Annotated in this window: 18 protein-coding genes; 12 read left to right on the forward strand and 6 right to left on the reverse strand. The window is 43.5% G+C overall.

Annotated features, from left to right (window positions below; genetic code table 11):
- Window positions 1-8 precede the first annotated feature (8 nt).
- From ACFSMW_RS18365 to ACFSMW_RS18390, 6 genes are all read left to right on the forward strand, one after another.
- On the forward strand, window positions 9-1070 hold the full coding sequence (locus ACFSMW_RS18365) for an LLM class flavin-dependent oxidoreductase (RefSeq protein WP_390357756.1): 1062 nt from the start codon (window positions 9-11) through the stop codon (window positions 1068-1070).
- On the forward strand, window positions 1067-2020 hold the full coding sequence (locus ACFSMW_RS18370) for an ATP-grasp domain-containing protein (RefSeq protein ID WP_390357757.1): 954 nt from the start codon (window positions 1067-1069) through the stop codon (window positions 2018-2020). Before ACFSMW_RS18365 ends, ACFSMW_RS18370 begins: the two co-directional genes overlap by 4 nt.
- A gap of 271 nt (window positions 2021-2291) precedes the next feature.
- Window positions 2292-2972, forward strand: coding sequence for a PspA/IM30 family protein (locus ACFSMW_RS18375; protein WP_390357758.1), 681 nt, complete (start codon window positions 2292-2294; stop codon window positions 2970-2972).
- 130 nt (window positions 2973-3102) lie between these two features.
- Window positions 3103-4134, forward strand: coding sequence for a TFIIB-type zinc ribbon-containing protein (locus ACFSMW_RS18380; protein WP_390357759.1), 1032 nt, complete (start codon window positions 3103-3105; stop codon window positions 4132-4134).
- The gene (locus ACFSMW_RS18385; protein ID WP_390357760.1) at window positions 4128-4925 is read left to right on the forward strand and encodes a TPM domain-containing protein; all 798 of its coding nucleotides are present in this window, start codon (window positions 4128-4130) and stop codon (window positions 4923-4925) included. Before ACFSMW_RS18380 ends, ACFSMW_RS18385 begins: the two co-directional genes overlap by 7 nt.
- A 33-nt stretch (window positions 4926-4958) precedes the next feature.
- Window positions 4959-5996, forward strand: a complete 1038-nt coding sequence (locus tag ACFSMW_RS18390) for an SPFH domain-containing protein (RefSeq protein ID WP_390357761.1) — start codon at window positions 4959-4961, stop codon at window positions 5994-5996.
- An 88-nt stretch (window positions 5997-6084) separates the two neighbouring features.
- On the opposite strand, the gene ACFSMW_RS18395 is transcribed toward ACFSMW_RS18390, so the two are convergent.
- A complete protein-coding gene (locus ACFSMW_RS18395; RefSeq protein WP_390357762.1) occupies window positions 6085-7440 on the reverse strand; it encodes a uracil/xanthine transporter in 1356 nt (451 codons plus the stop codon).
- 216 nt (window positions 7441-7656) lie between these two features.
- Here ACFSMW_RS18395 and ACFSMW_RS18400 point away from each other — a divergent pair, with 216 nt between their 5' ends.
- Window positions 7657-9303, forward strand: a complete 1647-nt coding sequence (locus ACFSMW_RS18400) for a PucR family transcriptional regulator (RefSeq protein ID WP_390357763.1) — start codon at window positions 7657-7659, stop codon at window positions 9301-9303.
- Window positions 9304-9409: 106 nt separating this feature from the next.
- Here ACFSMW_RS18400 and allD read toward each other — a convergent pair whose 3' ends face one another.
- Window positions 9410-10459: an ureidoglycolate dehydrogenase gene (allD, locus tag ACFSMW_RS18405; RefSeq protein ID WP_390357764.1), complete on the reverse strand. Its 1050-nt coding sequence runs from the start codon at window positions 10457-10459 to the stop codon at window positions 9410-9412.
- A 265-nt stretch (window positions 10460-10724) separates the two neighbouring features.
- On the opposite strand from allD, the gene ACFSMW_RS18410 reads away from it, so the two are divergent.
- Entirely contained in the window at window positions 10725-10994 is a 270-nt protein-coding gene (locus tag ACFSMW_RS18410) for a hypothetical protein (protein WP_390357765.1), read from the forward strand.
- A gap of 5 nt (window positions 10995-10999) precedes the next feature.
- A complete protein-coding gene (locus ACFSMW_RS18415) occupies window positions 11000-11746 on the forward strand; it encodes an N-acetylmuramoyl-L-alanine amidase (RefSeq protein ID WP_390357793.1) in 747 nt (248 codons plus the stop codon).
- Window positions 11747-11963: 217 nt separating this feature from the next.
- Here the strand turns inward: ACFSMW_RS18415 and ACFSMW_RS18420 are convergent, their stop codons facing one another.
- From ACFSMW_RS18420 to ACFSMW_RS18435, 4 genes are all read right to left on the reverse strand, one after another.
- Complete coding sequence (locus ACFSMW_RS18420) at window positions 11964-13712, reverse strand: ABC transporter substrate-binding protein (RefSeq protein ID WP_390357766.1); 1749 nt, start codon at window positions 13710-13712, stop codon at window positions 11964-11966.
- A 218-nt stretch (window positions 13713-13930) separates the two neighbouring features.
- Window positions 13931-14410 (reverse strand): hypothetical protein, encoded by a 480-nt coding sequence (locus ACFSMW_RS18425; RefSeq protein WP_390357767.1) that lies wholly within the window; start codon window positions 14408-14410, stop codon window positions 13931-13933.
- Between the two features lie 12 nt (window positions 14411-14422).
- Window positions 14423-14740: a hypothetical protein gene (locus ACFSMW_RS18430; protein WP_390357768.1), complete on the reverse strand. Its 318-nt coding sequence runs from the start codon at window positions 14738-14740 to the stop codon at window positions 14423-14425.
- A gap of 103 nt (window positions 14741-14843) precedes the next feature.
- On the reverse strand, window positions 14844-15854 hold the full coding sequence (locus ACFSMW_RS18435; protein ID WP_390357769.1) for a DUF3231 family protein: 1011 nt from the start codon (window positions 15852-15854) through the stop codon (window positions 14844-14846).
- A 223-nt stretch (window positions 15855-16077) separates the two neighbouring features.
- Between ACFSMW_RS18435 and ACFSMW_RS18440 the strand changes: the two genes are divergently transcribed.
- The 3 genes from ACFSMW_RS18440 to ACFSMW_RS18450 are packed head-to-tail and all read left to right on the forward strand — an operon-like array spanning window position 16078 to window position 19925.
- Window positions 16078-17616 (forward strand): spore germination protein, encoded by a 1539-nt coding sequence (locus ACFSMW_RS18440; protein WP_390357770.1) that lies wholly within the window; start codon window positions 16078-16080, stop codon window positions 17614-17616.
- Between the two features lie 7 nt (window positions 17617-17623).
- Window positions 17624-18730: a GerAB/ArcD/ProY family transporter gene (locus ACFSMW_RS18445; RefSeq protein ID WP_390357771.1), complete on the forward strand. Its 1107-nt coding sequence runs from the start codon at window positions 17624-17626 to the stop codon at window positions 18728-18730.
- A complete protein-coding gene (locus ACFSMW_RS18450; RefSeq protein WP_390357772.1) occupies window positions 18723-19925 on the forward strand; it encodes a Ger(x)C family spore germination protein in 1203 nt (400 codons plus the stop codon). Before ACFSMW_RS18445 ends, ACFSMW_RS18450 begins: the two co-directional genes overlap by 8 nt.
- The last annotated feature ends 338 nt before the right edge of the window (window positions 19926-20263 follow it).

Raw genomic sequence — 20263 nt, forward strand, 5'->3', positions numbered from 1 at the left:
GGGCAAGAATGAAATACGGTTTTTGGCTGCCCGTTTTCGGCGGGTGGCTCCGCAATATTAAGAATGAAGGGATGTCTCCGACTTTCGAATATGTCAAGAAAGTCGTAACATCCGCAGAAAAATGGGGATATGATACCACGTTGGTTGCTGAGTTATATTTAAATGACATCAAGGGAGCAGAAGAAGAAGTGCTGGAGGCCTGGTCAACTGCAGCTGCACTGGCAGCGGTAACAGAAAAAATGGAAATTTTGGCGGCGGTTCGGCCTGCGTTCCATAACCCGGCTGTTACGGCTAAAATGGCTGCGACAATTGACCATATTAGTAATGGACGTTTTACATTGAATGTTGTTTCCGGTTGGTGGGCTGAGGAAGCAAAACAATACGGAGCAGCGTTTACAGGACATGACGAAAGATACGATCGCACGGGGGAATTCCTGGAAATTTTGAAAGGATTGTGGACGGAAGAATCTTTCTCTTATGATGGAAGGTTCTATCAAATAGAAAACACAAAGCTATCACCGAAACCGATACAACGTCCAAATCCTATTTTATATGCGGGTGGAGAAAGTGAGAAAGGAAAGCAAGTGATTGCATCCCTTTGTGACGCTTATGTCCTCCATGGGCATACGGTAGAAGAAGCAAGGACGAAGATTTCCGATATGAAAATGCGTCGGGAAGCAGCCGGGCGCAAACCATTACAATCCATCGGGATGGCAGCATATGTGATTTGCAGGAATTCTGAGGAAGAAGCCATCAAAGAATTGGAGAAGATCACCACTGTGAATGAATCAGATGCTTATGCCAGCTTTAAAGACTTCACTACCAAATCCGAGCTTGAACAGCAAATCCAGCTGCAGGATTACTCTGTATCGAATCGGGGGCTGCGGCCGAATCTTGTCGGTACTCCGGAACATATCGCTAAACAGATTTTGGCATTTGAAGAAGCCGGAGTGGACCTATTGTTATTACAATGTTCTCCACAATTGGAGGAGATGGAAAGCTTTTCAAAAAAGGTCATGCCGAAAGTGGAAGAATTGCGCGCACAGATGATGAGAGGAAGTGGAGTATGAGTAAGGTATATGTGCTACATGAAAATAATGAATGGACTGCCCATTTACTGAAACGATTGGAAGAATTGAATCTTCCATTTGAAGATTGGTTGATTGATAGTGGGAAGGTTGATTTAGCCTCTGTGCCGCCAGAAGGTGTCTTTTACAACAGAATGAGTGCTTCTTCCCATACCCGGGGCCACCGGTATGCACCGGAATTGACAAATGCGATATTGGCCTGGCTGGAGCATCATGGCAGGACGGTGATTAACGGAAGCAGAGCATTGCAGTTGGAAGTAAGCAAAGTACTGCAATACTTAGAACTTGAAAAGTATGGAATCAAGACACCAAAAACGATTGCTGCCGTCGGCAAGGAAGCACTGCTGGAAGCAGCGAAAAGCTTTGAAGGAAAGCCGTTCATCACAAAGCATAATCGGGCGGGCAAAGGACTTGGTGTACAGCTGTTTCATACGTCTGCAGCACTGGAAAGATATGTAGGTGGAGAATCATTCGAGGAACCAGTGGATGGGGTCACATTAATTCAGGAATATATCGTTTCACCTGAATCCTATATTACACGCTGTGAATTTATTGGGGGTAAATTTTTCTACGCTGTGCAGGTGGACACATCACAAGGTTTTGAACTATGTCCAGCCGATGCATGTACTGTTGATGATTTATTCTGCGCGGCGGACGGAACGGAATCTACTCCAGAAAAATTTCGTATTTTGGATGGTTTTGATCATCCAATTATCAAAAAATATGAAGAGGTCCTTGCTGCAAATCATATTCAGATTGCTGGCATCGAGTTTATTCAGGACCAGGAAGGTACCATTTATACGTACGATATCAACACAAACACGAATTATAATAGGGAAGCCGAGACAAAGAGCGGAAAATATGGCATGCTGCAGGTTGCTAAGTTTCTAGGAAACACACTGACCAAGTCAGAGGGAAGTTTGCAAAATTGAAGGAAGGTTAGAGTGATATCTGCTTTAAGATGGGCTGCCTCATAAGCATTGGCTTATGGGGCAGCCTTTTTTTATTATCCGGATTATTTTAAAATGCGCCGGCATGACTTCGAGTATAAACAGATGATTACAGCTGTTGTATGGTAAAAATCTGAAAAATAAGACCTTTTCCCTATTGAAGCAGGATAGATAAAACCTTATAATGATGCTAACTGGTTAAAATGTGATTCGTATCATTATTATCATAAAATAGATGGAATGAGGTTGGGAAATGGGGATATTACGCAGATTCAAAGATATCATGTCCAGCAACATCAATGCACTTTTAGATAAGGCCGAAGACCCGGAAAAAATGATTGACCAGTACATGCGCAATGCCAGCAGCGACTTAGGAAAGGTCAAAGCGGAAACAGCTTCTATCATGGCTGAGGAGCAGCGCGCCAAACGTGCACTGAATGAATGTCAAACTGATATAGAAAAAATGCAGAAATATGCGCTTAAAGCTTTGGAAGCCGAAAATGAAGGAGATGCCCGCATCTTTCTGGAAAAAAAAGCTACGCTTACGGCCAAACAAACCGAGCTGCAGCAGGCATATGATTTGGCGGCGGCGAATACAGATCAAATGAGAAAAATGCATGACAAACTGGTGGAAGATATCAGCAAACTGGAAGCACGTCGTTCGATGATCAAAGGCAAGGCTGCAGTGGCCAAGACAAAGGAACGTATGAATAAAATGGCTTCATCTGTCAATAGTGCATCCTATTCGTTGTCCAGCTTTGATAAAATGGAAGAAAAAGTAAATCGAGCGCTCGATGAAGCGAATGCAATGGAAGAATTAAATAAAGGTCCGGAGGATAACATTGATAATCTGACAGCCAAATATGAATCCAGTGTCGATGTGGATGATGAACTGGCTGCTTTGAGGGAGCAACTGAAACAGAATCAAGCGTGATCCCCCGTATAGAGCTGTAGCTGGTGCTGCAGCTCTTTTTACATATGGGATATAAAAAATAGGTGCTGCCAGTCCACAGCGGGGCCATTCAGAAGTTGTTGATTAATTGCCATGACAAGGAGGACGATTGATGGTCATTCAGTATAAATGCCCTAACTGCGGGGATGATATGACTTTTGACAGTCATACAGGAATGCTGTCGTGCACAAGCTGCGGCAGACAAGACAACATTCAGGAATTGCCTGATGATTATATTACCAATCGCTTTGATGAAGAAGAGGCGAAGCAATATCACTGTGAAAATTGCGGAGCGATCGTGATTACTGATGCGGACACTACCGCCACGACGTGCAGTTTTTGTGGTGCCGGTGTCGTCTTAGGTGACAGGCTGACGGGTGATTTGGCACCAGTGAAAGTCCTGCCATTTAAAATCAGCAGAGATGAGGCGCGGGCTGCTTTTAAAAAATGGTGCAAAAATGGCATCCTCACTCCGAAAGGTTTCATGACTGCAAACCGCATCAAAGAGATTACCGGATTGTACGTGCCTTTCTGGCTTTATGATTTGAATACCCAGGCAGAGGTGCAAGCTATCGGGGTAAGATCACGGGAATATACAAGAGGAAATTACATTTACACCGAAAAGAAATACTATGATGTATATAGGGATATGAATATGGATTATGTCAGAGTACCAGTGGATGCATCAGAAAAAATGCATGATGAGCTGATGGATAAACTGGAGCCATTCCACTATCAGGATTTGGAAAGGTTCAAAGCACCATATCTTGCAGGATATATCGCTGAGAAATACAATTATGATGATAAGCAGCTTTTTCCAAGAGTAAAAGATAAGATTGCAAGTTACATAGACGAACAAATCAGATCCACCATCCGAGGATATTCCTACGTCAATTACAAACATAAACATATCGACACTTCCCAAAGATATGCCGCGTACGTTTTGCTGCCGGTATGGATGGTCTATTATGATTACGACAAGCACGTGCATACCTTTGCGATGAATGGGCAGACGGGCAAAGTCGTCGGTAAACCGCCAATCAGCAAGAAGAAAGTCACCTACTGGTTCACCGGGATTGCTGGAACGGCTTTTGTCGGAATTAAAATTGCTGCATTGATTATGGGTGGTGGGTTGTTATGGTAGAAAACAAATACAGCCGTATCCTTCTACTTGCAGTTGTTGTGATCTTGTTTTTCTCGCCATTAACGACTGTATTCGCAAAAGGCGACGGAACCATTGATAAACGAGTCTATGATGATGCGAAGCTTCTTTCCAAAGACGAAGCAAGCCAGTTGGAGACAATGGCGAAGAAATATAGTGACAAGCGGGAAACAAATTTCATCATTGTAACAACCAAACATCCAAAACCTGATGATGTGCAGTTGTATACGGAGGAATTTTACGATAAAAAACTTCCGGGATACGATAAGCCAGCCGGCAATGCGGCAATCTTAACTGTGGATATGAAAAATAGAGAAGTGTACTTGGCTGGATTTTATAAAGGCGAAAAATATTTGGATGATCACAGACTTGATTTAATCCGTGATAAGATTTCCTCATATATCACCAGCGAGGAGTATCAAAAGGCGTTTCAAAAATTTATTGTCATGGCTGATGATTATATGGGGTATTGGCCGGGTATCGACCCAGACAGCTTCTTTTTTTCCTTCTGGTTTCAAGTAGGTGCTCCTATCGGATTGGCTTTGCTCGTCCTATCGGGGATGCTGCGCAATACAGGTGGGAAAGTGACAGTAAATGCTCGAACGTATATGAATAGAGATAGCTTCAAACTGCGTAAGCATAGGGATGTCTACTTACGTAAAACGGTAGACAGGCGGCGCAAGCCATCTAATAATAATAAAAGCAGCGGTGGCGGTGGAGGCGGCGTCACACGGGGCGGACATTCACATAGCGGAAGCAGAGGAAGTTTTTAATTTTCATAGAAATCTTGAAAGGGTTGAGAATAGATGGGTTTTTTCAGTAATCAGTTTTCGAGTGTCGTAGAGTGGGATGAATTCAGAGATGATATGATATTTTGGAAATGGGGAGACGATGAGATCAAGAAGGGCAGCCGCCTGATCATCGAACCAGGACAGGATGCAATCTTTTTCCAGCAGGGACGTATTGAAGGGATTTTCAAAGAAGAAGGGGATTATGATATTGAATCACAGATCATCCCTTTTCTTTCTACATTAAAAGGCTTCAAATTTGGCTTCAACACAGGGATGCGCGTAAAAGTACTGTTTGTGAACACGAAAGAATTCACGATCAAATGGGGCACAAAAGGTCCTATTAACATTCCTACACCGCAGCTGCCAGGCGGTATGCCAATCAGAGCCAACGGCACACTCACTTTTAAGGTGGATGATTATGTCTCTTTGATTGATAAGGTTGCCGGGGTAAAGGATAGTTATTTGACCCAGGATATTCGTATCCGCATCATTTCCGTACTTGACCAGCTGCTGATGAAGTGGATTGTCAGGGAAGGCAAGGATATGTTCAATTTACAGGCCAACGCATTTGATATAAGCAGCGGGATCAAGGAAGATTTGGACATGGAAATGGTTAAAATCGGTATGACGATCACCGATTTTAATATTATGAGCTTCAATTATCCAAAAGAAGTGCAAGATATGGTAACCAAAGCCGCGTCGCAAGGAATGGTCGGTGATGTGGATCGTTATCAGCGAATGGAAATGACTGATGGCATTGCGTCTGGCAAAATCAAAAGCGGTGGTACGGCCTCGGATATGGCTGGTATGATGATGGGAATGAATGTTGCCAACCAGATGATGAATACGATGAATATGAACCCAAACCAGAATAATAACCAAGGCCAGGGAGCCCAGGGACAAAACCAGCAAGACCAGCCAAATCAGCAGTCTGGCCAAGCAGGCCCTCCAAACGAAAATGGTTCCGGTAAAAAGCCGAACTTCTGCCCGAATTGCGGACATAAAAATGAGGGAGCCAATTTCTGCCCGAACTGCGGACAAAAGCTGGGCTGATGATCGAACGAAATAGGAAGAATTTCCGAATCAAAAAGCAACGCATTCAAAGGAATGCGTTGCTTTTCTGCAAGACCGATTATGCGGATCACTTGGCAATGTGATGGGTTTGACCTTGCTGATCACTTTTATTTTCCGCCACTTGTTTATGGCTGGATGATGGCCGATGAAATACATTTTCCATCATTAGTGATAAAACGATGCCGACCAACAGACCATTGCTGACTAGTGGACGAACAGGGCTTGGCAAGGACTGAAAATAGTCGGCTGGCATTGTCATAATGATGATACCGACAAAAAGCGGAATGGCCAATCGATAAACTGCTGTTGTGCTGAATTCCACGTCCTGGAAAAATGAGCGTGTAGACCCTAGGAGCTGCAAATAGGAAACAAAGAGAACTGCACTGCCAACACTGAGCGGAAGCATGGAGAAGAAATGGCCAATTGGCGGGAGCAAGCCCATTAGAAGGAACATGGCACCTCCCAGCAGAAATGGCAGCCTTCTGATAATGCCGGTTTGTTTCAGGAAACCGACCGTAGATACATATGGTGCGTATGGGACGAGACCTAAAACGCCAGAAAGCATCGTGAAACAGCCAGTAATCATAAATGAGAAACGATATTTTTGCCTGCTGACCTTTTTTAGGTACATCTCGTCTGTCCCCTTGATTGCACCAAAAGTATTTGCCGTATTTAACAGTCCCGTCAGTACAGCAGTAATGATAATTCCGACATGCCATGATGGTTTACCCAGTGGAAAGCTTTCAAAAGAAAGGGATCCTGTACTCATTCCTTCATTGGATTGGAAAAGCAGCTCATATACCATCCATCCTAGCAAAATGCCGATAAGCAAGCTATAACGCCGCATACCTGGTGGAGATTTGACGCTCAACACAATCACGAGGACAACGATTCCTAAAGAAAGCAGGGAAACGTTCACCTGGATGTGTGCCTGCCCGGCTTGTGTGCCAAAAGGGATACCCAGCATCCCTTTCATGAAAATGCCAATCAGCTGGCAGCCGAATAAAAACATGAATACACCCATCACTGCTGAATTGAACATTTTGGCTATTACCGGACCTAAACCGGCCGCGCCAATCAAAATAGTTAAAAATCCTGATATGATGATGCCTGTTGCTAAGCTTCCGCCAAGTTCGCTGAGAGAACTTCCTTGTGCTGCAGCACTTGCAGCCAACGTCAGGATGACTCCCCACCATAACCCGGACTGTCCTTCCATAATCGCCCTCTGATGACCGATGACACCTTGCAAAATACAGGCGATACCCGTCAGGATGAAGGACAGTTGAATCAAGGTGACAACTTTTCCCTGACTCAGACCGAAAGCGGCTCCGATTGTAATTGGAATGACAATGATATTCGTGAAAATGAAAAAAAGCCATTGCAAGCCTGCAATCCAATTGCCAGATTTACGCAATCCATCCATGTCATTCACCTCTTGCTTTCTAAACCAGTCTGCGTACCCGGCAGTTTTGATCTCCGATATTGTTATGTGGATGCTATCATGTAACCAATTTATCAGATGATGTGTCTTTCATCATGGGTCAATACAGATAAAAATTTTTAGCTGTATTGTGCAAAGTGTATAATATGTTCCAAAACCGATAAGCAGGCAAATGCAGGGAAATGGAGGAAACAGAAGATGGAATCATTGGAGCATTTATTAACCTTGGACATTTTGCATAATGCCCGGATCATTGCCGGGGAAGAAGGGACCAGTCGGATGGTGGAGACGGTGGAAACATTGGATACCCCTGATATGGCTCATTTTTTAACGGAGAATGCTTTATTGCTCACCACTGGTTTCTCTTTACAGAGAGAACCTGATCGCTTTCGGCAGCTCATCATTGAATTGAATGCAGCCAATTGCTCAGGGCTGGCTATCAAAGTAGAGAGGTTCATGCAGGAAATTCCTGAAGATGCTTTGGAAGTAGCAAATATACTGGATTTCCCGGTTATCAGCTTGCCTGTGGAAGACAGACTGACCGATATCAGCCATGTGTTGCTCCGCTATTTGTGGGGAAACAAAATGGACGATATGTTTGAAGCCTTCAAAGTGCAAAAGAAATTTGCAGCCATGATGGTCAAAGGTGCTTCCACAAAGCGCCTCGTTGAACAGCTGGGTTACTTACTTGAGACGGCGGTTTTTCTATACAATCCGTTCGGATACCTTGTTGCTTCTATCGATCATGTTTGTCTGGAGATGCCCGGCCTGCAGAAAAAACTGCAATCCCACTTCCGGCATCATATTCCCTTTTACAATGATGACAGCCATCCGATTTTTAAAGAGCTGGAATTTCAAGGGAAATCAATCCCTTTGTTGATATTCCCGGTTGGTACATCACATGCCTATCCACATATACTTGTTATCGCAGGAATGGATGTGAAGGCAGTTTCTGTTCCCGTAGTTGAACAGGCTGCAAGTGTCATTTCTTCTACCTTGCTGAAATTTGAAGCGATCAAAGAAAACGAAAGGGTAGCCAAAAACAACTTTTTTCATGCATTCACAGATGGCAATATCTTATCTGAAGAAGAAGCTATTCACCGTGGCGCCCATTTTGGGCTTCAGAAAGGTTATAAGTACCTTTGCGCTGTTTGCTGCCTTGATGAGGAAGAACAGATGACAACCTTCGATCAGGAACGTAAAACAAACAGCTTATCCCAATTCATATTTGAGTTATTGCCAGATTTATTGAAAGAGCGTTTTATGGAACCGGTAACGTTTATGAAAAATCGGTATTTCGGTGTCGTTTACCAATTTCCCCAAAAGTATGATAAGCATTTGAAACATGCCGTATATGAGGCGCTGCGTCTATTTCAATTGCGGATGGAGACGGACTATCAATTGTCCATCTCCATCGGCATCAGCAATTTCACAAACGATTTCATGGCGATACCACATGTGTACATGGAAGCAATCGATGCTTTACAAACAGCGGTTACAGCAGGGGAAAGCCGCGTGATCCGCTTTTATAAAACGAAGGATGTCCGGTCTTTACTTCGAATGATTCCTGAAGACAATGTGCGCGACTTTTATGAGGAAACGATGCGTTCATTGGCATATGCGGCCACGAAGGAAGAGAAGGATTTAATTGCGACACTGGCTGCTTTTTTGGATAACCAATGCGAAATTACCGCGACTGCAGGTAAATTGTACATCCATCGTAACACTGTCAAATATAGAATTGAAAAATGTGAAAAACGTCTGCAATGCAAGATTAATCTTCCGGAGCATTCTCTCAGACTGCGGATGGCACTGGCCTGCAGAGACATATTGGAACTGGATTGAAATTGGCAGCTTTGTTGGATAGCTGAATGGTTGATGGATTCAGATTGCTTGTGATTGAGATAAAACACTGAATAACAATAATGCAGTGGGGAAGCCCCCGCTGCATTTATTCTGCAAATGGATTTTTTTGATCGTAGGCATTGCGGTGGATGGTGTCTGCAACCAAGTAGTCGTAAATGTCATCGACCAGTTCGATGCCATCCTTTTCGTACGCTTGTTGCTGGATCTCATTTGGCTGTCCGGGGTAGAGAACATGTTCAAAACCTGGAGCCGGTTTGATTTGGTTCAAATCATTCATTGTCTGTGTAATCGATTGCAAAAACGTCTCCACATTGGTGAAGAATGCCGGGTTGATCACGATATGTAATTGCCCAAGCTTGCGGTAAGCAGTCATATCCTCATACATCGAGGTGACGTTTTTACCAAATGGCAGTCCAAGGAGAATGTCTGACAACACGTCGACCATCATCATCAACCCGTATCCTTTAGGCCCTGAAATAGGCAAAAGTGCATTTACTTTAAAAGGATCCGTAGTTGGTTCACCATTTGAGTCAACCGCCCAGTTATCTGGTATCGCTTCATTTTTTGATCTGGCATGCAGAATTTTCCCCCAAGCCTGTACAGTCGTTGCCATGTCGAATATCATGCTTTTTCCTTTTTCTCCCGGAGCCCCGAATGCGATCGGGTTTGTTCCGTAGTAAGGCTCTGTACCGCCAAAAGGGACAACCATCGGGTCGGATTGGCAGACAGAGATCCCAATCATTTGCTCCTTGACTGCTTGGTCGACGAAATAGGATAACGCCCCGCTGTGGCTGATATTTTTCACACCGACAATCGCCGCGCCTTGTTCTTTCGCCATCGCAATTGCTTCCTTCATGGCTTCCTTCGCCATGTAGTGCCCTGCGCCATTATCCCCATCATATATTGCTGTGCTGGGACCGGTTTGTTCAAAGCTGGTTTTCGGTTGGACATTGATTCCGCCTTTGGCTATTCGCTCTGCATAATATTCCGTTCGCATCGCACCATGTGAATGAATTCCCCGCAAATCGGCATACGCCAGCACATCTGCAGTCACTTCAGCATGCTCGCTTTGCAATCCCGCTTTTTGCAGCTTGTCTTTTACAAGATATTTTAATCTATCTTTATCTATTCTCATATTCTTTCCTCCAATAGTCATATCATTTCTTTTATTCTATCATCTATTGATCCTCCTTGCTATGCTGCGGGTAATAGAATTGAAGACTATCATCCGTTAAGAGAAAAGGAAGGAATGCAGCTTTCTATAAAATTTTCTATAAAATAAAGAATGTTGTGTGAGCCCCCCCCCGCCGTTGACGGGGTGTTTCAATTTTCAGCGCATCATATGCCGTTTCACGCAAGGGATTGTCTGCATATTTTACTAGCAGAAGGGAGGTGTAATCATGATAGAGGTGCAGCCATATGCAGTGATGCTGATACCGATCATACTGGGATTGATAGAAGTGGCAAAAGTGCTGCGGATGCCAAAGAGATTTGCACCTTTACTAGCAGTCATATTAGGGATTCTTGCGGGAATCTTCTATGTGGAATCCGAAAGTCTCCCTCATTCTATCTTGATTGGTATCGCTTTGGGCCTGTCATCAGTCGGATTGTACAGCAGCACGAAGAATATCATTCCGGAGGAAAGGAAAAAACAAAAGGAGGAGGAATAGTTTTGGTGAAACTATTCATTGACCCTGGACATGGAGGTTCTGATGCTGGCGCACAGGGATATGGTCTGAAGGAAAAGGACTTGACTCTGGCAATCAGTAAGAAATTAGCAGCTATATTAGAAAAGGAATACGATTGTCTTGTGAAGCTGTCTCGTACCAAAGATGAATATCTATCTTTGGATGAACGTACGAACATGGCCAATAGCTGGAAAGCGGACTATTTATTGTCCGTTCATATTAACGCTGGTGGCGGAAGCGGTTTTGAATCGTATATCTATAACGGCAGTTATGCAGGGAAAGCTCAGACGGAAAAGTTGCGCAGTATCATTCACGAAGAAGTGGTCAAGCAAACTGGCTTTAGTAACCGTGGAAAAAAAGAGGATAATTTTCATATGGTCAGGGAGTCGGCGATGCCTGCAGTCTTGACTGAAAATGGTTTTATTGATTTTGCCGATGACGCGAACAAATTGAAGTCTGCTGCATTCCAGGAGAAAATTGCAAGAGGACATGCGGCAGGTCTCGCAAAGGCCTTCAATTTGAAAAAAAAAGAGGTGACGAAGTATATTGAGATATTGGCGGATTCCTTGTGGACATACCACACGGCTAATTGGGATGATAAAGCAGTTATCGTCCATAAAGGGGAGGTTTTCACCATCATAAAAGACAAGTTCCCAGTAGGTGATGGCCACATGTATCAAATCAAGAGCGGACTGTTTATCACGGCTAACCCGACTTACGTCAAAGAACGCTGAAAAACGAATCCGCCGTTTTCTCGAAGGAAATGATTATGTAATATCATTTAGCGAATGAATGAATCTTCCTATTGGGCAAATGTGAAATAGTCTAAGGCATTTCTTGCTGCAAAATAGGGCTTCCTTTTCAAGGCAGCCCGTTTGCAGCATGTTTTCATGTCGTTTAGTTTTTCATTCTCCCGGCTTTTGGTTTGATAATATCATCTGCCACGTCTCTTCAGCCGTCAATCCACCATTTATGGGGGCTGTCGTACATGGTGAATGGCAGTACCTTGATCCCGTGCAGACGAGTGTGATGCACCCATAGGTGGTGTTGCGTGTAAAGCGGGAGCACTGGCAAATCCTTCATGAACAAGTTTTGCCATTTGGCATATATTTTTTTTCGGTACGCTTGTTTGAATGCTTCGGGAGCCGAGACGCCCTTTTTTAACAAGCTATCCGACACCTCATTGTGCCAGCGGGAGAAATTATAGCTGGAACGGCTTGCCCAGAAATTGCTCGGGTCTGGATCAGACTGCTCCATCTGCCAGCCAAGCAGAAATAAATCCCAGCTGGGGTCGTCATTTACCATGGTGTCTACGTATACAGACATATCTTTTGTTTCGCGAAGTTTTACCCTGATGCCGACATTTTTTAGCATGTGTTTGATTTCTTGGGCAGATTGTGCACGCAATGGATCTCCAGCTGGATAATCCAGATGCAACATCCATTCTTCTCCAGACATATCCTCTCTGAATCCATCGTTATCGCGGTCTTGATAGCCTAGACCATCAAGCAGTTTCCGGGATTTTTCAGGGTGAAAATCATAAGGATCACTTTCTTTGCCATAATATGCCCAGCTCTGTGAAGGAATAGGCGAGTGGGCAATTTCTCCATGGTTATCGAGTAATGTTTTCACTAACTTATTTCTATCTATTGCATACGCTATCGCCTGTCTCATCTGAGTATCCCGTACATTTGTATTTGCAATCCAGTGTGAGGGGTTGAGCACTTGTTTTTCGATATCGGTTTTCGTCCGGTAATGATGCTTGAAAGCAAGCATTTGGTAGCTTAGATCTGGCTGTTCCATCATTTTCAAATGCTCGAATTCCGTCATCAACGCGTAATCTGCAGGCTGAATACTGTCAGGATTAGCCAATATATCTATTTTTCCCGCCTGTAATTGGGTCACAACGGACGACTGACTAATTACCTTCCAGGTGATTTTATCAAGATGAGGCTTGCCTTGCCAATAGTTGGAAAAGCGTTTGAGGACATAGCTTTTACCTTCAAGAATTTTATCTAATTGAAACGGGCCGGTCCCGATAATGTTCTGTCTTTCCATAGAGACATCAGGCATGTCTTTCACAGGAATGTCTTTGAAAATATGCTTTGGGATGATAGGAGAACTGGCGATAAACATCGGATTGACTGCGGGCTTTTCAAAATGAAAGGTCACTGTATGATTATCATCGGCCGTGACCCCCTTGAAATTGGCTGATTTGCCGCCGGAAAATGCTTCATAGCCAAGCAATGATACTACATAAGAAGCATGAACACCGCTGGTTTTCATATAATCGGGATCAGCCATAGATGCATAGGTGAAAACAACGTCGTCCGCTGTGAATGCTTCACCATCCTGCCAAGTGATATGTTTGTTCAAATGAAAAGTGATGGTTGTGCGGTCTTTGTTCATCTGCCATGATTTCGCAAGTTGGCCGGTGTACGATAAGTCTTTATCTTGTTTGACCAGTCCTTCGTAGACGAAATCAATAATATTTGCTTCATAGACATCTTCGTAAAAGAGCGGGTTGAACATTCCTTCTGGTGCCGAAAACATGCCACCTGTGATGCTGCCGCCATCTTTCGGATTTGCGTGAGATTTCCCCCCGGATTGTTCATCGTGGCGATTTGCTGCACTGCTGCAAGCTGCCAGCAGAAGACACGTTAAGATGATTATCAAATAAGAAGTGCGGTGACAGTTCAATCTATTTTCCTCCCTTGGATGATTCCATACATCATATGAACGGGCTTTGTTGTTCATACATTTCTGAGGGAAATAGAAAACATGGCATTTGCCATGTCTGTTGTAATGAGACCTCATGAAAATGACTGTACTGTAAGTAAACGGATGATTTATCCAACGAAAAGGGGAAATCGAACCATACAAGCGCGCAGGCAAGTGGAAAACTTGTTTTTGTGCCATCAGTTTTCAGAAAAACGTAAAATGATCCATCTGGTTAAAATGCCAAAGAATAAACCGATGGGTACAAATATAATCGCCAGCCAAACTGGCCCGATAAAGACGTCGCCAAACGAAAAGGTGGTAGAGAAAACGACGCCAAGGGTCATCCAATATGCTCCAGATACAAAGGGCAGATAGGCAAATGGTTTTTCTCCCCCGCCAGCATCTCTATAAGCATCCCAAATAGCAAAGAAATATACGCAGGGATAAAACATCAACCATAAATAGTTTGCTTCTGTCATCGACTGATGAGTCTGTCCATGAAAACCATATATAATCACTTGATTCAGATGCCCTTTGACATTGATCATGAACTCAAGCGCAATGAAAACAATGCCTTTTATATATTTCTTATTTAAAAATTGTCCAAACCCAGGGAACGCAATACTCCATAAAATAGCTTCCAGCCGTTTGCTTTTGCCGGTTAGTTTTTCATTCATGGGATTTGCAGCCTACCTCACAGAAAGGTCGCAATCAGCTGCAATGGGGGTTTGTTCCATCCAGCCATTTTCAATTAAACCCTTTTTTCCTTCACGAAGAAAGCTCGTTATTTTGGCAGTTAACCGGTTATATTGCAAACTAGGGCGTGACCACGGCGTTGCTATTGTCATACCAGTATTCTCTTTACACATGTGCTGTTTTGCTTCCAGGTTTTTCAAGTGAAAAGAAATGTTGATATTTCTTTTTGTACTGAATGAAATGAAGGCATTCAAGCGTCTGGCATTTTCGGATGAAGTCAGTTCAAGCGGCGGGTTCTTTAATCCAGTCATTACATATTCCTCCATTCAGATAGATATAAATATTCCGCTTAACATCTCTTTGGGATTCGTATCTATCCTTAAAAATCTAATCAGTAAGGGATACAAAGCCTAGCTAATCTTTTGCCAATTTTTTACGATCCGCAGCAATAGGAGGCTGCTCCATCCAGCCATTTTCAATCATGATTTTCGCACCATCATTGGAGTAGTTGGCCAGTTCAGCCATCAGCCTGGTATAGTGTACCCCTAAGTCATGTCTTGGACTTGCTGCCATAGCGGCGCCGTATTGTCCTAGCCCTGAAGCAATCAATGTTGTTACTAATGCCATCATAGCTTTATCCGAGAATGGGGGGTCCTTCGATTCTGTTACACCGGACGTTGTCAGCAGGGAGCCTTCTGATAAGTAATCCTCATGCAAAATGGAAATGAAAACCTCCATGTGTTTCTGGGCGATTTCCCGGCCGCGCTCAAAATATTTTCTTACCTCTTTTGACTGGGCAACCTGGCTGAATCCCGTGATGATGGATTGACCAAGGGCGTTGCGTTTCGCATTGAATACCAAGTTAGTGATTTCCGTACCGATGAGCGTTCTGCGATTTAACCAGCCTGATAAGAAGCTTTCCTTGTTGACAAAAGTAACTTGCTTCGGTATGGGAATTTGTGGGGTCCGTATATAAACCCCTTTTTCTTTGGCAAGACACTTAGCCTCTTTATGTGTATCCTGGGCAGTTTTCAAGTTTTCGGAGTAAAAAGCGATCACATCATCCCGTTCCGCACTGGCCAAAGCCGCAGAATAGGTGACTAGTGAGATAACCGTCGCGTTCAACAGATAATCTAAACAAAGCTTATCGGTAAAAAGCTTTGGGGTATTCAAATTGACATCTTTTTCGGTAAAACCTTGAGGTATCGGATGACCAGCCTTCTTAAAAAACATTTCAAGCTGCTGCACATTTTGCTCTTCTATGGCCAAGGACTTTTCAAACATTTTGCGAATATCCGGGTCTTCGATATGTGTTAGAAAGTATTTGCTGCCTATAATTGCCAATGTGTCACTTTGGTATTCAGTCCAAATCGTTGAAATTTCGGCTGCGGTCAAGTCGATATGTTCATGATTTATTTCTGCCATCTGCCTCTTCCTCCTTTAGCACATTAAAAATAGTATGCCCGGTACTTATTCCTCTATGCGGTTACAACAGGCTGCTTTTGTATAAAATTGGCTGGTTTGGGAAAATAAAATACAAGTGGTATTTTTTAGTCAGACAGTTTTAAATGACCATGAACGATAACCTGTCATTTGGAAAAGTTTTATATCGTTGAGATGAATGCAGTTTACATAAAGGGATGAAAAAATGGGATTTTTCAATAAGAAACAAAAATCACAAGCCAAGCAGCAAAGTAAACAACAAGAACTGTATATCAGCGATAAACTCGATGAGAACTTATCTAGAGTCAAGGAGATCCTCGGAAATCCAACTGATTTAGTCATTCGAAAGTTCACGGTACGTTCCACAAACATGCAGTGTGCCATTATTTATATAGATGGTTTGGTCAATGATGATCTTATACAGAGTAACGTGGTGAAAAATGTGCAGCTTGTTACGGAGCGCAAGCAATTGCCAGAAAAACCAAAACAACTGCTACGTGTCATTTATGAGAATATCATTTCTGCCACCATTGTAAAAACGGTGAAAACATTGGATGAATTGTTCAATGGTCTGCTCTATGGCGATACTATTTTTTTACTCGATGGTGTCGATTTTGTATTGGACATTGGCACAAAAGGATGGGAAGGGCGTCAAATTGAAGAACCAGTTTCAGAAGGCGTCATCCGCGGACCGCGTGAAGGATTCGTTGAAAATCTGCAAACAAACATCATGCTTGTACGACGCAATATCCGTGATCCGAATCTTCGCTTTGATGAATACCAAATCGGCAGGCGGTCAAAAAGTAATTTAGTTGTCTCTTATGTAGCGGGTATTATACACCCTGAATTGCTGCAGGAGATAAACCGCCGTTTGCAAACCATTGACATGGATGATGCACCTGACACGGGGTTTATCGAGGAATGGCTGCAGGACAGCTTTCTTTCACCATTCCCACAAATTACCAGTACAGAAAGGCCGGATAAAGTGGCAGCAGCTCTATTGCAAGGCAAGGTGGCAATCCTGCTTGATGGTACGCCATTTGTTTTGATTGCCCCAACAACATTGGGGAATGCCCTGCAGTCACCTGAAGATTATTATGAGCGGTGGACCATTGCAACGCTTACCCGTTTATTGCGTTATTTGGCAGCGTTCATCGCCATTTTCATGCCGGCTTTATATATCGCCCTTCTGTCTTATCAGCCTGGAATGCTCCCGACGAAGCTGACCTTTTCTATTGCGGCTTCCAGAGAAGGGGTTCCGTTCCCGCCATTTGTCGAGGCATTGATGATGGTCATTACGATGGAATTATTGCGAGAGGCAGGCGCCCGCTTGCCAAAAACGATCGGACAGACCATTGGCATCGTTGGGGGTCTCGTCATTGGGGATGCTGCTGTATCGGCAGGAATCGTCAGCCCGGTCATGGTCGTGATCATCGCATTGAATGCGGTTGCTTCCTTCTCGATACCGGAATACAGTCTGGGAATTTCATTTCGCATCATTTTACTTGGCTTCATGATAGCTGCGGGGGTTCTTGGGCTCTATGGCATCATTCTCGCTTATATCATGGTAAATATCCATATTGTTAATTTAAGAAGTGTAGGTGTTCCGTATTCGGCGCCATTCGGACCTTTCTTTCCAAAAGATTGGAAGGACCTGGTTGTGCGAGCACCGATTCCGACAATCAATCAACGACCGGTCTATATGCAAACAAAAGACAAAAAATCAGGAAACAAGGGAGGGTAAGGCATGTATGAGGGCTTTTGAATATAGTGATGAAAAAATCAGCCAAAGAGAGCTGCTTATAGCCTTGCCGTCCATGCTTATCGCTTCAGGCGTACTTTCGCTGCCAAAAGCATTGGCATCACGGACGATTGCCGCTGATGGCTGGATACCACTTCTGTTTGGCGGTATCATCGCGATGGTGATTGCTGTATGTATCACAAAAGTGACAACCCGTTTTGTTGGGGAAACGTTTTATTCTTATGCAGCGAAACTTGTTACCAAGCCGGTTGCCTGGATGTTTACCATCATGTTTTGCTTTATTTCGATAGCGATTAGCGCCTTGGAGGTGCGCGAAATCGCCGACATTTCCCAAAACTATTTATTTAACCGGACACCGCTTGAAGTTGTCGGGCTTTCCTTTCTCCTGGTAGTGTCTTATGCGGTGGCAGGCTCCAGAGCAGGGATATTGCGTTTGAATATCATGTTTTTGCCGATCATCCTCATCATATTCATTTTTTTGCTCGCCCTTGACATCAAACGGGTGGAAATCAATAATCTGCTGCCGGTGTTTCAAACAGATTGGCAAGATTATATAAAGGCAATGCCGTCTGGGATCACCTCTTACATAGGGTTCGGTATTATCTGGTTTTATATTTCTCTTGTCCAAAAACCACAAAAGTTGGGACGCAAAGTAGCCAAAGTAATGTGCATCCCAATCGGGGTGTATTTATTGGTTTATCTTGCCTGTGTCGGTGTATTCGGGAATATGGTAACATCCAATTTGGTTTATCCGGTTGTAGAATTAGCCAAAGAAGCGGAACTGCCCGGGGGTATCTTTGAGCGTTTCGAGTCTCTCTTCTTTGTTGTTTGGGTTATGGCTATTTTCAATACGACTGCCATGGCCTTCGATATTGCGGTATATGCATTGAACATGCTGTTTAAAAAAGTGGACAAACATAAATTCGTATTTGCGTTGGCACCCATCATTTTCATTATTTCCATGACACCGCATAATACGGAAAGTGTCCGTCTATTTGCCACGGGACTAAGCTATTTCGCATTTTCTTTTTCCTTATTGACACTTATTTTGTTTGCAATAGCCATCAAAGTCAAAGGAGTGAAAGGGAATGGTTAAAAAAACCTGTCTCTGTTTGGTTTGTGGTATCTGTCTGCTTCTGCTTGGCGGCTGCTGGGATTCCACGAACATTGAAGATCGGGGGTTCATTATCGGAGTAGCCATTGATATGGCTGATGGATCAGAAAGAACATCCAAAGGGAATTTTGAAGTGTCCCTGACCAACCAGCTTGTCATTCCGGCAGGAGATTCCCCAGCCCAGCAAGAAGGTACAGGTTCGAAGCAAGAAGCTTATAAAAACATCACAGGGACAGGTGACAGTATCTTCACCATTTCTCACCAGCTGGATACGAGAACGAGCAAGCAACCATATTATGAACATATCAAGGTCGTGCTCGTTTCAGAAGAAGTGGTAAAACATAAGCAATTATTTTCCAGCATCATGGATATATTTTTGCGTGATCCGGAAATGCGACGAAATATTAAAGTGGTCATCACAAAAGGTAAAGCGAAAAAGTATCTATCTTTCAACGCAGGTGAAGGGAATCAGCTTCCTGCTATCTATATCAATCAAATACTGGAAAACACATTGCAGAGCAAACGAACCATAAAGCCTGTCAGACTTGGAAAAGTACATGAATTTTTATTGGGGAACGACAGCTTTGCAATTCCCGTCGCTTCCATGGCCGAAAACAGCATTGATTTCAGCGGCGTGGCAGTTTTTCATGGTTATAACAATACATTTGTCGGGATGCTTGATCCTGCCGAAACAATGGGTCTAAACCTGACGACAGGAAGTGTAGAAGGCGGCGGTGTAGAATTTAAGATATCTGATCGATTGATGAGTTTTGAGATTCAAGATTCCAGAGGAAAGGTGAAGGTCGACACCTCTAATTCGGATAAAGTCAAGCTGCAAGTGAAAATAACGGTGGAAGGAAGAATCGATGAGATGTTCGGTGATAAAAGATTGCTGCGTGAAGGTTACATAGATGCTATGGAAAAAAGAATATCGGAAAAGATTAAAACACTTGTGGAAAGGTCTATCACAAAGAGCCAAAAAGAATTGAATGCTGACGTTTTCGGTTTTGGCACTTATCTTTACAATCATGACTATCATCATTGGGAAAAACATTTAAAGCCCAACTGGGAACAAGGCAGGAAGCTTTTTGCCAATGGTCAAGTCGACGTTTCGGTGAAGACGATTTTGCGTTCCTTTGGCACTACGGATCGTACGAAAGTACTGCATAAAAATTAACGGAAACACCGCCAGTTTTCCATAACCTGAACAAATATAAAAGGCCAGTGGTAAGGTGTCAGCAAACAAGTATCAATTCATCTGAAAAGCTTGCATATACGTTTATACGAAAAGAGTGGTCATATGTGGAAAAGCATTCTTGGCCTGATGCCAGACATGTCGGTTCTGGTCTGTGCTGCTGCTTCATTTGTCATTCCCTATTTGATATATAAGGTGAATCAAAAGTTACATCGCATAATTGATCCTCCTTGGAAAAATAGTGATGATAGCGGCCGGCAGCCCCCGCAGCCTCCTCAGCAAAAATAATGCCTGGTGCAAAAAAACAGACGGACAGCTTG

The sequence above is a fragment of the Tigheibacillus halophilus genome, from assembly GCF_042683165.1.
Lineage (GTDB): Bacteria > Bacillota > Bacilli > Bacillales > Amphibacillaceae > Tigheibacillus > Tigheibacillus halophilus.

Bases quoted from the DNA above. Each gene is read 5' to 3' on its own strand.
- ACFSMW_RS18365 (WP_390357756.1), top strand. From the start codon at position 9: ATGAAATACGGTTTTTGGCTGCCCGTTTTCGGCGGGTGGCTCCGCAAT.
- ACFSMW_RS18370 (WP_390357757.1), top strand. From the start codon at position 1,067: ATGAGTAAGGTATATGTGCTACATGAAAATAATGAATGGACTGCCCAT.
- ACFSMW_RS18375 (WP_390357758.1), top strand. From the start codon at position 2,292: ATGGGGATATTACGCAGATTCAAAGATATCATGTCCAGCAACATCAAT.
- ACFSMW_RS18380 (WP_390357759.1), top strand. From the start codon at position 3,103: ATGGTCATTCAGTATAAATGCCCTAACTGCGGGGATGATATGACTTTT.
- ACFSMW_RS18385 (WP_390357760.1), top strand. From the start codon at position 4,128: ATGGTAGAAAACAAATACAGCCGTATCCTTCTACTTGCAGTTGTTGTG.
- ACFSMW_RS18390 (WP_390357761.1), top strand. From the start codon at position 4,959: ATGGGTTTTTTCAGTAATCAGTTTTCGAGTGTCGTAGAGTGGGATGAA.
- ACFSMW_RS18395 (WP_390357762.1), bottom strand. From the start codon at position 7,440: ATGGATGGATTGCGTAAATCTGGCAATTGGATTGCAGGCTTGCAATGG.
- ACFSMW_RS18400 (WP_390357763.1), top strand. From the start codon at position 7,657: ATGGAATCATTGGAGCATTTATTAACCTTGGACATTTTGCATAATGCC.
- allD (WP_390357764.1), bottom strand. From the start codon at position 10,459: ATGAGAATAGATAAAGATAGATTAAAATATCTTGTAAAAGACAAGCTG.
- ACFSMW_RS18410 (WP_390357765.1), top strand. From the start codon at position 10,725: ATGATAGAGGTGCAGCCATATGCAGTGATGCTGATACCGATCATACTG.
- ACFSMW_RS18425 (WP_390357767.1), bottom strand. From the start codon at position 14,410: ATGAATGAAAAACTAACCGGCAAAAGCAAACGGCTGGAAGCTATTTTA.
- ACFSMW_RS18430 (WP_390357768.1), bottom strand. From the start codon at position 14,740: ATGACTGGATTAAAGAACCCGCCGCTTGAACTGACTTCATCCGAAAAT.
- ACFSMW_RS18435 (WP_390357769.1), bottom strand. From the start codon at position 15,854: ATGGCAGAAATAAATCATGAACATATCGACTTGACCGCAGCCGAAATT.
- ACFSMW_RS18440 (WP_390357770.1), top strand. From the start codon at position 16,078: ATGGGATTTTTCAATAAGAAACAAAAATCACAAGCCAAGCAGCAAAGT.
- ACFSMW_RS18445 (WP_390357771.1), top strand. From the start codon at position 17,624: ATGAGGGCTTTTGAATATAGTGATGAAAAAATCAGCCAAAGAGAGCTG.
- ACFSMW_RS18450 (WP_390357772.1), top strand. From the start codon at position 18,723: ATGGTTAAAAAAACCTGTCTCTGTTTGGTTTGTGGTATCTGTCTGCTT.